At 54.1% G+C, this 15,893-nt stretch carries 12 protein-coding genes; 5 read left to right on the forward strand and 7 right to left on the reverse strand.

Annotated features, from left to right (window positions below; genetic code table 11):
- Positions 1-328: 328 nt before the first annotated feature.
- Entirely contained in the window at positions 329-1,318 is a 990-nt protein-coding gene (locus ACJY2G_RS03760) for an aldo/keto reductase (RefSeq protein ID WP_430319531.1), read from the forward strand.
- A gap of 83 nt (positions 1,319-1,401) precedes the next feature.
- On the opposite strand, the gene blaRAHN is transcribed toward ACJY2G_RS03760, so the two are convergent.
- The 7 genes from blaRAHN to ACJY2G_RS03795 form a co-directional block, all read right to left on the reverse strand.
- Positions 1,402-2,289, reverse strand: a complete 888-nt coding sequence (gene blaRAHN / locus ACJY2G_RS03765; RefSeq protein ID WP_430319530.1) for an RAHN family extended-spectrum class A beta-lactamase — start codon at positions 2,287-2,289, stop codon at positions 1,402-1,404.
- A 125-nt stretch (positions 2,290-2,414) separates the two neighbouring features.
- On the reverse strand, positions 2,415-4,079 hold the full coding sequence (locus ACJY2G_RS03770; RefSeq protein ID WP_430319529.1) for a methyl-accepting chemotaxis protein: 1,665 nt from the start codon (positions 4,077-4,079) through the stop codon (positions 2,415-2,417).
- Between the two features lie 233 nt (positions 4,080-4,312).
- Positions 4,313-5,902, reverse strand: a complete 1,590-nt coding sequence (locus tag ACJY2G_RS03775) for an ABC transporter ATP-binding protein (protein ID WP_439291293.1) — start codon at positions 5,900-5,902, stop codon at positions 4,313-4,315.
- On the reverse strand, positions 5,899-6,714 hold the full coding sequence (locus ACJY2G_RS03780) for an ABC transporter permease (RefSeq protein WP_439291295.1): 816 nt from the start codon (positions 6,712-6,714) through the stop codon (positions 5,899-5,901). The genes ACJY2G_RS03775 and ACJY2G_RS03780 overlap by 4 nt, the downstream gene beginning before the upstream one ends.
- An 18-nt stretch (positions 6,715-6,732) precedes the next feature.
- Positions 6,733-7,659: an ABC transporter permease gene (locus ACJY2G_RS03785; protein WP_439291403.1), complete on the reverse strand. Its 927-nt coding sequence runs from the start codon at positions 7,657-7,659 to the stop codon at positions 6,733-6,735.
- A gap of 94 nt (positions 7,660-7,753) precedes the next feature.
- Positions 7,754-9,295, reverse strand: coding sequence for an ABC transporter substrate-binding protein (locus ACJY2G_RS03790; RefSeq protein WP_439291404.1), 1,542 nt, complete (start codon positions 9,293-9,295; stop codon positions 7,754-7,756).
- Positions 9,296-9,362: 67 nt separating this feature from the next.
- Entirely contained in the window at positions 9,363-10,265 is a 903-nt protein-coding gene (locus ACJY2G_RS03795) for a homocysteine S-methyltransferase family protein (protein ID WP_439291297.1), read from the reverse strand.
- 820 nt (positions 10,266-11,085) lie between these two features.
- Between ACJY2G_RS03795 and fhuE the strand changes: the two genes are divergently transcribed.
- The 4 genes from fhuE to pqqB all read left to right on the forward strand — a co-directional run bounded on the left by fhuE (position 11,086) and on the right by pqqB (position 15,892).
- The gene (fhuE, locus tag ACJY2G_RS03800; protein ID WP_430319525.1) at positions 11,086-13,308 is read left to right on the forward strand and encodes a ferric-rhodotorulic acid/ferric-coprogen receptor FhuE; all 2,223 of its coding nucleotides are present in this window, start codon (positions 11,086-11,088) and stop codon (positions 13,306-13,308) included.
- A 335-nt stretch (positions 13,309-13,643) separates the two neighbouring features.
- Positions 13,644-14,681, forward strand: coding sequence for a dipeptidase (locus tag ACJY2G_RS03805; RefSeq protein WP_430319524.1), 1,038 nt, complete (start codon positions 13,644-13,646; stop codon positions 14,679-14,681).
- A gap of 170 nt (positions 14,682-14,851) precedes the next feature.
- Positions 14,852-14,923 carry a pyrroloquinoline quinone precursor peptide PqqA gene (pqqA, locus tag ACJY2G_RS03810; protein WP_013578120.1) on the forward strand — a complete coding sequence of 24 codons (72 nt, stop codon included), beginning with the start codon at positions 14,852-14,854 and terminating at the stop codon, positions 14,921-14,923.
- 57 nt (positions 14,924-14,980) lie between these two features.
- A complete protein-coding gene (gene pqqB / locus ACJY2G_RS03815; RefSeq protein WP_439291300.1) occupies positions 14,981-15,892 on the forward strand; it encodes a pyrroloquinoline quinone biosynthesis protein PqqB in 912 nt (303 codons plus the stop codon).
- Position 15,893 lies beyond the last annotated feature (1 nt).

Raw genomic sequence — 15,893 nt, forward strand, 5'->3', positions numbered from 1 at the left:
CAGTAACTGGCTGAATATTGGCCTGATATAAATGTTTAAATATATTACAACGAGATCAATTCCACTTAGGGACGAAATAATCCGGACTTTTATTACTGCTTATTAAAACCGTTAATACAGGGCCACTTTTCAAGGATATAACAACGGCCTCATATTGATTCATGAATCCTGCTCATAAGCTCTTGCAGATAACCCCCTCTAATCTTATGAAAGTTCAGCGTCTAGTATTACTGACACTACATCACCTGCCGTTGCCCGCAACGGGAAATCCCAAAATCCCATAATCACAAGATGACAGGATTTCAGAAATTAATAAGAGGAAAACCACATGCAAAAACGTCTGCTGGGAAAATCCGGCCTTGAAGTCTCATCACTCGGTTTGGGTTGTATGGGTCTGAGCCATGGCTACGGGCCTGCCACAGGAACCAAACAGGCGGTTGAACTGATCCGCGCTGCCGTCGAACGGGGCGTCATTTTCTTTGATACCGCTGAAGTTTATGGCCCTTATCTCAATGAAGAAGTGGTTGGCGAGGCGCTGGCACCGGTTCGTGACAAAGTAGTGATAGCGACAAAATTTGGTTTCACTTTCGGCGATGATAATAAGCAGCAAATCCTTAACAGCCGCCCGGAACATATCCGCCAGGCCGTTGAAGGCTCGCTGAAGCGTCTGAAAACCGACGTTATCGACCTGCTCTATCAGCACCGTGTTGACCCGGATGTACCGATTGAAGACGTCGCCGGTACGGTGAAAGAGCTGATCAGCGAAGGTAAGGTGAAGCATTTCGGACTGTCTGAAGCGGGCGCGCAGACCATCCGCCGTGCGCACGCGGTACAACCGGTGACCGCACTGCAAAGTGAATATTCGATGTGGTGGCGTGAGCCGGAGCAGGAAATCATCCCCACGCTGGAAGAACTGGGCATCGGCTTTGTGCCATTCAGTCCGCTCGGTAAAGGCTTTCTGACCGGATCGATTACCGCAGATTCAACGTTCGGCAGTGATGATTTCCGGAGCCTTGTGCCACGTTTTTCTCCGCAAGCACTGGCGGCCAATCAGCAATTGATCACAGTTATTCACCAGATTGCTCAGGACAAAAAAGTGACGCCCGCGCAGATAGCGTTAGCCTGGCTGCTGGCACAGAAACCGTGGATAGTGCCGATCCCGGGCACCACTAAACTCCACCGTCTGGAAGAAAATCTCGGCGCTGCTGAGGTCACGCTGTCAGACGCCGAACTGCGCACCATAGCCACCGCACTGGAGACCGTGAAAGTTCAGGGCGACCGTTATCCGGCTTCACTGATGGCACGCGTTGGCCGCTAACCGGATCAGGCGTTAAACAGACACAATAAAGGGTCCCTGCGGACCCTTTTCTTATTGTTTCAATTAATCTTTATGTGCGTGGATCAATAACCCTGCGTCACTATCTTGGCCGCACTGGCGAGCACATCACGACGGGATTTTGCATCTTTTTCGGGTTGGGTGAAATACGTCACCAGCACCAGCGGCGCTTTGTTTTCTGGCCAGATCACTGCGATATCATTGGTCGTGCCGTAATCGCCGCTGCCGGTTTTATCGCCGACAATCCAGGTCGCCGGTAATCCTGCGCGGATGCTCATCGCGCCGGTGGTATTCCCTTTCATCCATTCCACCAGTTGTGCGCGCTGCGGTTCCGCCAGCGCGGAGCCCAGCGTCGCGTGTTGCAGGCTCAGCGCCATCGCACGCGGTGACGTGGTGTCGCGCTCATCGCCCGGAATGGCGGTGTTCAGCGTCGGTTCGGTGCGATCCAGACGGAATGTGTTGTCGCCCAGCGTACGCGCATAATCGGTGACTTTGTGTGGCCCGCCGAGATGTTCGATAAGCTTATTCATGGCGGTGTTATCACTGTATTGCAAGGCCGCTGCCGCCAGTTCGCCAATCGTCATACCCTCTTTGAGATGCTTTTCGGTAATCGGGTTGTAATTCACCAGATCCGATTTTTTCAGCCCGACATGTTGGGTAAGGAGATTTTTCTTCACTTCGCTCTCTTTCAGGATCGCCGAAGCCGCCATGAATTTGCTGGTGCTGCACATCGCAAAACGTTCATCCGCACGATAAGCAATTTGAGAGTTGTCCGCCGTATCAATCAGCATCACGCCAAGACGTCCGCCGCTTTCTTTTTCCAGCGCCGTCAGCTGTTGCTGAACTGACGTCATTTTCGTCGCAGTTTGCGCCCAGGACGGCGCGCTGAATGCGAGCATTGGCACCACAGCCGCTGCCATCAGCACGGTTTTACGCAGGGTATTTTTCATCATCAAAGCCTTCTCCTTTATATTGGCGAAGGGATTATGGCAAAAGCTGACACATAAAGTAAAAAACCCGACAGAATTTGTCGGGTTTCAGACGTAAAACAGAAATTTTTCAGAAACTATGCGGAAGTTTAAAAGGTTTCCCAGTTACCTTCTTCAACGGCAGGAACCGGCTGGCGGTTTGACAACAAGGCCGGTGTTTTCGCGTGAGCAGCCTTACGCACCGCCGCCGTCGCAGAACCTGCGCTGACTTTAAAGATGCTGATGGCTTGTGATAAACGCTCCGCCTGCTCATTGAGAGAATACGCTGCCGACGACGCTTCCTGAACCAGTGCGGCGTTCTGCTGCGTCACTTCATCCATCTGCGTAATGGCTTTATTAATTTCCTCAATGCCGGTGCTTTGTTCGTTACTGGCGATAGCGATTTCGCCCACAATATCGGTCACGCTTTTCACGCTGGACACCACTTCCGCCATCGTCGAACCGGCTTTGGCGACCAGTTGCGTGCCGTTATCCACTTTCGCTACAGAATCGTCAATCAGCACTTTGATCTCTTTCGCAGCACTGGCAGATCGTTGCGCCAGATTCCGCACCTCAGAAGCCACTACCGCAAAACCGCGCCCCTGCTCACCGGCACGCGCGGCTTCAACCGCAGCATTCAGCGCCAGAATATTGGTCTGGAAAGCAATACCGTCAATTACGGCAATGATATCGACGATTTTGCGTGAAGACGCGTTGATGCCTTCCATGGTGTGAACCACTTCGCCCACCACTTCTCCGCCCTGCACAGCCACGCGGGAAGCCTGCGCCGCCAGCTGATTGGCCTGACGCGCGTTATCGGCATTCTGCTTCACAGTCGCGGTCATCTGCTCCATGGCCGACGCCGTTTCTTCCAGCGAACTGGCCTGCTGTTCGGTGCGTGAAGACAAATCCAGGTTTCCGGCCGCGATTTCACCCGAGGCGCTGTGGATCGCGTTGGTACCCGCGCGCACTTCGGTCACAATCTTCAGCAGGTTTTCGTTCATGTTTTTCAGTCCCTGCATGAGCTGACCGGTTTCATCGTTTGAAGTCACGTGGATTTGCGTGGTCAGATCCCCTGCCGCGACGTTTTCTGCCACTTTTACGGCAGTATGCAGCGGACGGGTGATAGAACGGGTGAGGAAGAAGCCCAGCGCGGCCGCCACCAGAATCGCCAGCGCGGAGAAAATCAGTGTCAGCTGAATCGCCGTTGCGCCATCGGCAATCGCCGTTTTGCCTTCGCTCTGTAACTGCTGATCCTGCGAGTCGGCAAACGCCGTTGCCAGATCCAGATAAGCATTTTGTGACGTAGTCAGTTTGCGCAGAACGAATTCCGTCGCGCCGTCCATATCCCCGGCACGCGCTAAATTGACCAGTTGTTCTTTCGCAGCTTCAAAGGTGTCACTCGCATCCTGCAATGCTTTAATCTTTTGCTTGCCTGTCACCGTCGTCTGGATAGCGGCGATTTTATCCATCGCTAAATTAGTTTGTTTAACGGTGTCATCAAGCTGCAAATAACGTTTTTTATTTTGCTCAGGATTTTTGGTATCGATGACAATACCGCGTAGATATTTAATCTGATCGTTCACCCCGTCACGGACATCAAATGCCAGCCGCACTTTGACATAACGGTCGCTGACTATTTGTTCGATAGTGCTGTTAATACTGCTTATTTTCGTCACTGCCGTTACGCTGACGATGATCAGCAGCAGTATCACCAGACTAAATGCCGCACCCAGACGGGCACCGACACGCATATTGTTGATCGCTTTAAACATTCCTTCTCCCTTGTTTCCTGGCCAATAAAATAAATACAATGAAAAAATATTTCAAAATATTGATTACATAGAGGAACTACTTTGCAGATATTTATTTAATCCAACAGGGTTATCGGTATAAATAAAGGAATCTTTAGCGAAGAGGATATTAGGAAAGTGTAAATAAGGATGACCTGATAAGGCATGTTACTGAACAAAAAATTTCTCCTCCCCGGCGAAGGGGAGGACGAGTATTAATTAGCAAACATTTCTTCCAGCCAGCCGACCCGCATCTCAGGTACGGAGTGCAGCAATTCACGGGTGTAATCGTCCAGCGGCTCGGCCAGAGTGGAGCTGACCGGGCCCTGGCGCACAATCACGCCCTGTTTAAGCACCGCGACGTCATCGGCGACTTCCCGCACCACCTGCAAGTCGTGAGTGATGAACAGATAAGAAATGCCGGTGTCTTGCTGGATCTGGCGCAGTAAAGCCAGCACATCGCGGGCGACCAACGGGTCGAGTGCCGAGGTGGGCTCATCACAAACGATAACTTTGGGTTCAGCCGCCAGCGCCCGCGCGATACAAACGCGCTGTTTCTGACCGCCGGAAAGCGCATCCGGAAAACGCCCGGCCAGTTCAGCATTAAGCCCGACTTGCGCCAGCAAAGCTTTTACCCGCGCCTCACGCTCACTGCGGTTCAGCGTGGTAAAGCACGCCAGCACGCGCGAAATCTGGCCGCCGATACGCTCTTTCGGGTTAAGCGCCGTATCAGGGATCTGATGGATCATCTGCACATCGCGCAATTGCACGCGGCTGCGCTGACGCAGTCCGGCGGGCAGCAAGGTCTGCTCAAGGCTGACATCTCCTGATTCCGGCACCAGTAATCCGCAAATCACTTTACCGAGGGTCGATTTGCCTGAACCCGATTCACCAATGACCGCCAGCGTGCGGCCTCGTGGCAAACTGAGTGAGATGTTTTGCAGCACTGGCTGCGCGTGATAGCGGGCGCTGACATTACTGATGGTCAGCATCAGCGGCGCGTCGCCGGTTTGCGGTGTTTTAGTCTTGCCCTGCGCCTGTAACAGGCGGCGGGTGTAATCCTGCTGAGGCTCAGCCAGCAGTTGTGCCGTCGGCGCGTGCTCCACCATTTTGCCGTGCTGCAATACCATAATGTGATGGCTTATCTGCGCGACCACCGCCAGATCATGGCTGATATAAATCGCCGCCACGCCGGAAAGGCGAATGACATCGCTGATAGCCTTAAGCACGCCGAGCTGCGTGGTAACATCCAGTGCCGTCGTCGGCTCATCGAAAATCAGCAATTCCGGCCCCGCGCAAAGTGCCATCGCAATCATCGCCCGCTGTAACTGGCCGCCGGAAACCTGATGCGGATAGCGCTGATAAAACTGCTGCGGCTCCGGCAAACCAAGCTGTTCGAACAGCTCAATTGCCCTCGCCTGCGCCTGCTGGCGGTTAAAAATATTGTGTTTCAGCGCTGCTTCAATCACCTGCTCGCCGAGCGTTATCGCCGGATTAAACGCCGCACCGGCAGATTGCGCCACATAGGCAATTTGCCTGCCGCGCACCTGACGCAGCTGTCGGTCAGAAAGCTGCGTCAGGTCCTGCCCGCTGAAGGCAATCTTGCCTGACTGAATGCGCATCCCCTGACGGCAATGCCCGAGGATTGCCAGTCCGATGGTCGATTTGCCCGCACCTGATTCACCAATCAGTCCGAGCACTTCGCCGCGTCTGACGGTAAAAGAGACATTATCCACCAGCGTGCGCGGACTTTTTCCCTGCGAAACCACACACAAGTTTTCAACGTTCAGTAACGGTTCATTCATGCTTTTTTCCCCCAGACGCGACGCTGACCGCTCATCAGCCAGTCCGCCACTGCGTTGACCGCCAGCGCCAGCACGGCAATGGCACCGCCTGGAATTAATGCCGCCCAGACACCAAACAGAATGCCGTCTTTGTTATCGCGTGCCAGTCCGCCCCAGTCCGCGGTCGGTGGCTGAACACCTAAACCGAGGAAAGACAGCGCGGAAAGGAACAGCAAGATGAAGATAAAACGCAGGCCGAATTCGGCAATTAACGTCTGTAAAGCATTCGGTAAAATGACCCGCCACAGGATCCAGCCGAGGCTTTCGCCGCGCAGACGCGCCACATCGACAAATTCCATCACGCCGATATCCACCGCGAGAGAGCGTGCCACACGCAGTACGCGGGTGGATTCCAGCAGGCCGAGCACCAGCGTCAGCACCAGAATGGTTTTAGGTAACACAGCCAGCACGATCAGTGCCAGGATCAGCGTCGGGATCGCCATCACGATATCGTTGCAGCGGGAAATCACCTGATCCAGCCAGCCACCGCGCAGTCCGGCGATAAAGCCCAGCGTACAGCCGACGATAAACGCCACCAGCGCCGCAAGCGCGGTCACGCCCAGGGAAACGCGTGTGCCCCAGATCAGCCGGGAAAGCAGATCACGTCCGAGATTATCGGTGCCAAGAAGTGCGTTGGGTCCCGGTAAATCCCACGACATACCGAACGTCTGATCCGGTGCATGAGGCGCCAGCCACGGAGCAAAAATGGCGATAACAATAAACAGACTCAGCACCAGCAGGCCGAGAATCGAAGCAGGTTTTAAAGCAGGCATGACAACTATTCCTAAGATTCAGCGGTTGTGGCGTAAACGCGGATTTGAGATCAGCGCCATCACATCTGCCAGCAAATTCAGCAGGATATAAATACCGGCCAGTAACAGCGCGCAGTCCTGCATCACCGGAATATCACGCTTGCTGATGCTGTCGACCATGTATTGTCCGAGTCCCGGATACACAAACACGTTTTCGACAATCACCACGCCAACCATCAGATACGCCAGATTAATCGCCACGACGTTAATAATCGGCCCGATAGCATTGGGTAAAACGTGACGCCACAAAATGCGCGACGGCGACAACCCTTTCAGCAGCGCAGTGTCGACATACGCCGAACTTTGCGCAGCACGGGTCATGTTGCTCATATGCCCGAGGATCGCCAGCACCAGCGTGGCACACGGCAGGGAAATCGCAGAAAGTTTGGCCGTCAGCGGCATATCTGCCGTGATACTGCTGTTGCTTGGCGCCCACGCCAGCGTGATGGCAAAAATCAGGATCAGCAGATAACCGGAGAAAAACTCAGGCAGCGCAACCGTCGCACGGGTGATCACATTGAGCAGCGTATCGATAACACTGCCGTGATAGCGCACTGAGATAAACCCGATCAGCAGCGCCAGCGGAACCGCAATCGCCGCGGTGCATCCGGCCAGAAACAGCGTATTGCCCAGACGGGTAAACAGCGGACCGCTGATGGCTTCACGGGTAGAAAAACTGGTGCCGAAATCACCGTGCAGCACGCCAAACAACCAGCTCAGATAGCGACTGACAGCCGGTTTATCCAGCCCGAGCTGGAGATTCAGTTCGCGAATGGCATCCGGCGTCGCGCTCTGGCCCAGAATGGCCGTCGCGGCATTTCCCGGCAGCAGCTGCACACCGGCAAAAATCAGCACCGAGACCGCGAGTACCACCAGCACGCCATAAAACAGGCGCACCAGCACCATGCTCAGAAGGCCGGAATGAGGTTGCGAAAAACGGCCCGCAGGCCGTTGAGTCGCTTTCTGTTGTGCAGATAAGTCAGACATATTTTTACCCGGTTCAGCCTTCGATCCAGACTTTTTCCGCCGCGCGGTTGCCACTCAGCGGCATCCCCGGAACGGAGGTAAACCCTTTGATTTTGGAAGAACAGCCGTCGAGCGCATCGGCATACAGCGGAATGATTTCGCTGCCCTGATCGACCAGCATCACCTGAATATCGTGATAAATCTGCTTGCGGCGCGCTTCGTCCGGTTCACCGCGTGCGGCTTTCACCATCGCATCGAACTCAGGCACATGCCACGCCGATTCGTTCCACGAAGACTGGCTGGTGAACACCAGTGAAAGCAGCGCATCGGCAGTCGGACGGTTCGCCCAGTTAGACGAAACAAAGGCTTTCTTCTGCCAGATGTCATTCCAGAACGCATCGTCCGGCACGCGTACCACATTCAGGTTAATGCCCGCTTTGGCCGCGGATTGCTGATAAATCTGACCGGCATCGACTGCGCCGGGGAAACCGGCATCCGCCACATTCAGCATCAGCGGACCGCTGAAACCAGACTTCTTCCAGTGGAATTGCGCTTTTTCTGGGTCGTACGGCCGCTGCGGAATGTCTTTCGCGAAGTAACGGTTCGACGGGAAGATCGGGTTGTCATTCGCCACGCTGGCATAACCGCCGAGCACGGTGTCGATTATTTTCTGACGATCAATGGCGTATTTCAGCGCCAGACGGCCATCAACATTATCGAACGGCGCGAGATTCGACAGCCCCGGGAAGGTGTAAATCATGCTGTCTTTGGCACGCACCAGTTTCAGGTTCGGCATACGCTCGATGCGGCTGACAATGCGCGGATTCACGCGGTTAATCAGTTGCGCCGATCCGCTGACCAGCGCGGCCACACGGGCAGTAGAATCGTTCATTGCCAGCGTTTCGACCGAATCGACATGACCGCGTTCGCTGTTCCAGTAGTTCGGATTGCGTTTGGTCAGCGTGGTGACGCCTGGCTGGAATTTCTCCAGGATAAAGGCGCCGGTACCGATGCCTTTATCAAAGCTTTCGTTTTCAGCGGTAATGGCGAAATGCACGGCGCTCAGCAGCCAGACGAATTCGACGTCCGGCGCGGTGAGTTTGATCGTCACTTCATGTTCACCGGTGGCTTCAATGGAACTGACCGGATCCAGATACCCTTTCACCGGCGACGTGGATTTCTCGCCACGATGGTGATTAAGGGAATACACCACGTCTTTCGCGCCCAGTGAGCGACCGTCATGGAACTGCACGCCCTGACGTATTTTCAGCACCCAGGTTTTGCTGCCGTCAGTGGAAGCCCACGACTCGGCCAGCGACGGCGCGAGCTTCGCGTTTTCGTCGATTTCCACCAGATTGTTAAACATCTGCGAGCCGACGAAATACATATAAGTTTCGAACCAGAACGCAGGATCCAGACGGTCAGTACTTGAGGCGTTATCCACGCCGACGACCAGATGGCCGCCCTTTTTCGGTTTATCTGTCTCCGCAGCAAAAGCATTTCCCAGCCACAGAGAATGCGTTGCCGCAGCAACGGTAAGTGCCCCCGCACTTTTAATAAACGAACGACGATCAATCATGTGTTTCCCCTGTCTCCGAAGGATGCCTTCAGAATAAAAATGTGATTTTTTCTTTTTATGGACGTTATTTAACGAAGGCTTTTTTCAGCGCCGCAATATGTTCCGGCCCGATGCCGCAGCAGCCGCCAACCATCGTTGCGCCCTGCGCCACCCAGTCTTTGGCGAAATCGAGGTATCCGGCAGGATCGGTGTCCTGACGCATTTTGCTCAGCCCTTCGTTGGCACCGCGCGTGTTATCGGAAGGTTCAAAGGCGTTGGCATAGACACCGATATCAAGCGCCGATCCCTGCGCGGTCAGTGCAGCGCGTGCGGTTTTCACCGCCGTCGCCATGACTTCCGGTCGGCTGCAATTGAACAGCACCGCACCGGCAGAAATCCGCAGTGCAGCATTCACCGCCTCAGCAATGGATTCGCCGGAACGCAGCAGCGCATTGCCCTGCGGATCAAGATTGTCCTGCAAAGTGAAGGACAGCCACAGCGGACGGGGGTCATCGCCCAGCACATCACGCACCGCTTCAACTTCCGCCACAGAACTCTGTGTTTCCGCCAGCCAGACGTCGACGTTACCGGTCAGGTTATCCACCAGCACCTGAAGTAATTTTTTAGCCGCCACCGGTTCGAACAGATCCGGGCGATAAGAACCCAGAACCGGAGGAAGCGAACCCGCAACGAGCACCTTAGCCGGAGCCGCATCCGCCGCTTCGCGCGCCAGTTTGCCGGAAAGAGCGATCAGCGCCGCGCCCTGCTCAGCAAAAACATCGTCCCCGACGTGGAACGGCACGACGGCGTAGCTGTTGGTGGTGATCACCTGAGAACCGGCAGCGATAAAGGCATCATGCGCGGCACGCACAAACTGCGGAGCCTCTATCAGCGCCAGCGCAGACCATTCAGGCTGACGAAAAGGAGCGCCCATCCGGGCCAGTTCGCGACCCATGCCGCCATCGAGGATTTGAATGTTACTGAACATTGTGTCACCACCATCGTATTTTTCTTAGCCGAATCAATCGTTAACACGGCAGGTGATGACACTCTACAAAACGAACGTTTAGATGTCTAGATTTCTTAATGGCTAAAAGGTGGATTTTTAATTGCAAATTGTTCTCACTCGCCGTGAAGGCTGGATCGAGAATATTTCGGTTTCTTAACAACGGTTATCACGTAGCCTTTCGTGCCGAAACCGCCCAAGAGAGGGAAGTGCTTTCCCTCTCTTGGATCTCTCCCCGCTTTTACAACCAGCGCTACCGCTCGCTGGCTATGTTTCAGTTGCCGCAGAGACAGGCTGGAAATCTTGCCGCTGCGCGGTTCCTTCTCTCGGTCTTCGAGCCATAGGTCTCGAAGCCGCTTCGTTCAGCAAGATTTCTGAATCGCCCGCACGATCTTAAATTCAACGGCACACTGTTTTTTATCTTTGCTCCTCCCCCTGCGAAGGGGGAGGCTGGGAGGGGGTTTTAAGCGCAAACACTGTTTGTTCTGGTCAGAGCAAACTCCTGCTTCTTAATTTGTTTTTAATACCCCACCCCAACCCTCCCTTTCGCAGGGGAGGGAGCGTTGCGGCTATCGGTGTGGGCGGCCAACCCACGCACCCTCTCCCCCCGCCTGTAATATTTATTTACAGCAGTAAACCCAATGCGTATTATTCTCATTCGTTTTATTAACCATGCTCATTTTATCTTCTCCAGCCCTTGTTACGGGGGATCCTGGCGGGGTTTGCTCATGCTGATAAAGCCGTATTCATAAAAAAATGCAGTGGCTTAAAAAATAAGAAAATAACCGCGTGGAGAATACTTATGTCAAATTTTACAGGGAATTACGCCGTCAGGAGTGTTAAGGAAAATCCTCAAAACAATTCAGGAAAGAAACTTTCACTTTCCATCATTGCCCTGCTGGTTTCATCTTCATTGCATAGTGCTTATGCAGCAGAAGCCAGCGCAAAAAAAACCGCTGAAGACACGGTTGTCGTCACCGGTCAGAACGACACCAGCGCGGCAGATACCTCAGCGACCGATTACAGTGTGCCGGTTACCACCGCAGGCACCAAAATGGCGCTGACTGCACGCGATATCCCGCAGTCCGTCAGCATTATCAGCACACAACGTATGCAGGATCAGCAGCTTCAGTCGCTGGGTGATGTGCTGCGAAACACCACCGGGATCCAGGAAAGTGTCTCTGACCTTGACCGCCGTACCTACTACGCGCGCGGTTTTCTGATCGACAACTACATGGTTGATAACATCCCGACCACCTTTGACCCACGCTGGGACATTGGCGATTCCCAGTCGGACACGGCCATATATGATCGTATCGAAGTCGTCCGTGGCGCGACCGGCCTGATGACCGGTCCGGGGAATCCGTCAGCGTCCGTCAACCAGGTGCGCAAACATGCCGACAGTAAAGAGTTCACCGGCAATGTTTCCGCCAGTTACGGCAGCTGGAACAAACAACGCTATGTGGCGGATTTATCTACCCCGCTGAATGAATCCGGCAGCGTGCGCGGCCGTCTTGTCACCGGTTATCAGGATAAAAACAGCTACGTTGAACGTTACGGCGCGACCAAAAAATTCGTGTATGCCACCGTGGATGCTGACCTGACCGATTCCACCCTGCTTTCGGCGGGCTACGAATTCCAGCAAACCAACACCGACAGCCCCACCTGGGGCGGAATGCCGCGCTGGTATCTGGACGGCAGCAAAACAGACTATCGCCGTGGTTTTAACTCGGCACCTGACTGGGCTTACAGCGATAAAGAAACCACCAAACTGTTCACCACCCTGAAACAGTCCTTCGACAACGGCTGGCAGGCGACCCTGAACGGCACGCATACCGAATCGCACATCGACTCTAAGATGATGTATATCGACGGCACATTTGATAAAACCACCGGCGTCGGTGAATCTGCCTATGCCGGATATCCGGTCGTTGCGGGTACCGGCTACAACACCGGTAAGCGTAAAGTCGATGGTGTCGATGCCTTTGCCAGCGGTCCGTACCAGCTGTTTGGCCGTCAGCACGAGCTGATGACCGGCGTGAGCTACAGCAAACAGCAGAACACCTATTACAGCTCCTTTGCCAATATTTCCACCGAAGAGCTCGGCAACTTTAATGATTTCAACGGACAGTTCCCTGAGACCGACTGGAACCCGCGTTCTCTGGCCGAAGACGACACTATCCGTCAAAAGTCGGCGTATGTTGCAACACGTCTATCACTGGCCGATCCGCTGCACCTGATCGTCGGGGCGCGTTACACCAACTGGAACTCGCACACGCTGACCGATCAGATCGAGAAGAACAACATCACGCCGTATGCCGGTCTGGTGTTTGACATCAACGATACCTGGTCGACCTACGCGAGCTACACCTCGGTGTTCCAGCCGCAGACTTACCGTGATATCAACGGCGCGTATCTTTCCCCGGTTATCGGTAAAAACTACGAAGCCGGTGTGAAATCTGACTGGTTTAACAGCCGCCTGACAGCGTCCGTTTCCATTTTCCGCGCAGAACTGGACAACGTTGCGCAGACTACCGGACGTACAATCCCGGGCTCGACCGATACGGCCTATGAAGGGAAAGACGGCACCGTCAGCCGTGGCGTGGAATTTGAAGTGAACGGCGCACTGGCCGATAACTGGCAGATGACGTTCGGCGGCACCCGTTACATTGCAGAAGATGAAAACGGTGATGCGGTTAACCCGCAACTGCCGCGCACCCAGCTGAAATTGTTCTCCAGCTACCGTCTGCCGATGTTGCAGGATCTGACCGTCGGCGGTGGCGTGAACTGGCAGACTCACGTCTGGCAGGACGTCCCTGGACCGAGCGGCAACGGCACCCGTTATGCAGAGCAAGGCAGCTACGCGCTGGTCAATCTGTTCAGCCGGTATCAGGTTACGAAACAGCTGGCCGTGCAGGGCAATATCAACAACCTGTTCGACAAGGAATATGACACCAGCGTGAACCAGTATGTGGTTTACGGTGAACCGAGGAATGTGTCGGTGACAGCGAGCTATAGTTTCTGATTTGCTGAGGCCGCAGCAATAATTCAAATGCAGAATGTTTTCTGTTTGCTCCTCCCCCTGCGAAGGGGGAGGTTGGGAGGGGGTTTTAATGGCTAATTCTTTGTAAAAGCACACTTTAACTATTGGATTTTGACCTTAATACCCCACCCCAACCCTCCCCTTCGCAGGGGAGGGAGCTGACTGAGATTTGCCTGACCAACAGACAAAAGGTCAAAGCCGTATTTTTCTTTCACCTCCACATGAAAACAAGTCAGTCAAATCACTTAACATCCCCCAAACAAACCATTACATATTCCGCATACATTTTCGTGCTTTTATAAAGTACCATTAACATCATGAACACCATCCCTAATCCCCCTGTCTTTGACGGTCATAACGACCTGTTACTTCGCTTGTGGCTGCATGACGCAGCAGATCCTGCTGCTCAGTTTCTTGATGGCGCACTTGAAGGGCATCTCGATCTCAGGCGTTGTCGCCTCGGCGGTTTCGCAGGCGGTTTATTTGCCATTTTCGTACCACCTGCTTCGTATATGCCGCAACTGAAGCCAAATTCTCCGCCAGAACCGCATGACGCGTTAGCCATCACGCAGGCGCAGATTTCATTGCTTGAACGCCTTGAAACGCAGTCATCCGGGCGGGCAAAAATCTGCCGGACGGTCGCCGAAATTGAGCATTGTATGGCTCAGGGCGTACTGGCAATGGTGATGCATATCGAGGGCGCGGAAGCGCTGGGCGATGACTATTCACGGCTGGAAGTCTGGTATGAAAAAGGGCTGCGCAGCATCGGGCCGCTGTGGAATTTACCCAATCAGTTTGGTACTGGAGTCAAAGGTGATTTTCCAGGTTCGCCGGATACCGGTGATGGCCTGACGCCCGCCGGGCTTGATTTACTGCGTGAATGCAACCGCAAAAAAATTCTGTTCGATGTCTCGCACATGAACGAAAAAGCCTTCTGGCAGACAGCAAAATTCAGCGATGCCCCGCTGGTCGCCACTCATTCCAATGTCCATGCGTTATGCCCGCAACCGCGTAATCTGACCGATAAACAACTGGCCGCCATTGCCGAAAGTGACGGCTTTGTTGGCGTGAATTTCGGCACCGCGTTTCTGCGTGCCGATGGAAAACGCAATGGCGATACCCCGATCACCGAAATTGTTAAACATCTTGATAACCTTATTGGTAAACTGGGCGAAGAAAATGTCGGTTTTGGTTCGGATTTCGACGGTATCAATGTGCCGGACGCGCTGGGTGATGTTGCCGGACTGCCCGTTCTGTTGCAGGCCATGTCTGATGCGGGCTACAGCAAGCCGCTTATCGAAAAAATCGCGTACCGCAACTGGCTGAAAGTATTAAAGCAAACGTGGGGTGAATAGTTTTTCATCCGGCGTTTTGCGCTAATCCCTGTGGCTTACAGGGCAATATCGGTCTGGCACCATCGCAACATTTTTGTAGCCAAACCGGCGATATTTGACAATAAGCCGATCACCTGCCGCAATGAAAGCGGCAGTGAACTTAAAACTGTAATCACCAAGAGGACGTTATCATGTGGACTAAACCTTCTTTCGAAGACCTGCGTTTAGGCTTAGAAGTGACGCTGTACATTTCTAACCGCTAAGCCCTTATGCCCACGGTTCGCTGTGGGCATCTTCCTTCCCTTTCCCCTGGTTCACACATGCAAATTATCGTACTTGGTTCAGCGGCTGGCGGCGGCTTCCCGCAGTGGAACTGCAATTGCAGCAACTGTCAGGGTGTGCGCAATGGCACCATGAAAACCTCAGCGCGCACGCAATCTTCTATCGCCGTCAGCGACAACGGCAGAGACTGGGTGCTGTGTAACGCCTCGCCGGACATTTGCCACCAGATTGCCGCCACGCCCGAACTGATTAAACACGACGTTTTGCGCGGCACCGCCATCGGTTCCATCATCCTGACCGACAGCCAGATTGATCACTGCACCGGTCTGCTGAATTTGCGCGAAGGCTGCCCGCATCAGGTGTGGTGTACGCCGGAAGTCCACGACGATCTCACTACCGGCTTCCCGATTTTCACCATGCTTTCGCACTGGAATGGCGGCCTGCAACACCACGCTATCGAACCGGAGAACAGCTTCTCCGTGGCCGTGTGCCCGGATCTGAAATTCACTGCCATTCCGCTGCTGAGCAACGCACCGCCTTATTCGAAATACCGCGGCAAACCGCTCCCCGGCCACAATATCGCTCTGTTTATTGAAGACACGAAAACCGGCACCTCGCTGCTGTACGCACCGGGTCTGGGCGAGCCAGACGACGAGCTGATGAAGTGGCTCAATAAAGCTGACTGCCTGCTGATTGACGGCACGCTGTGGCAGGACAACGAGCTGGCGACCACCGGCGTTGGCCGCAATACCGGCAAAGACATGGGCCATCTGGCGCTTGCCGAAGAACAGGGGCTGATTGCCCTGCTTTCTTCCCTTCCGGCGGAACACAAAATTCTCATCCATATTAATAATACCAACCCGATCCTCAATGAATCCTCTGCCGAGCGGCAGGCGCTGACGCAGCAAAATATTGAAGTCAGCCGGGACGGGATGCGCATCGAACTTTAGG

Source organism: Rahnella sp. ATs2 (assembly GCF_051851855.1).
In the GTDB taxonomy this organism is placed as follows: domain Bacteria; phylum Pseudomonadota; class Gammaproteobacteria; order Enterobacterales; family Enterobacteriaceae; genus Rahnella; species Rahnella variigena.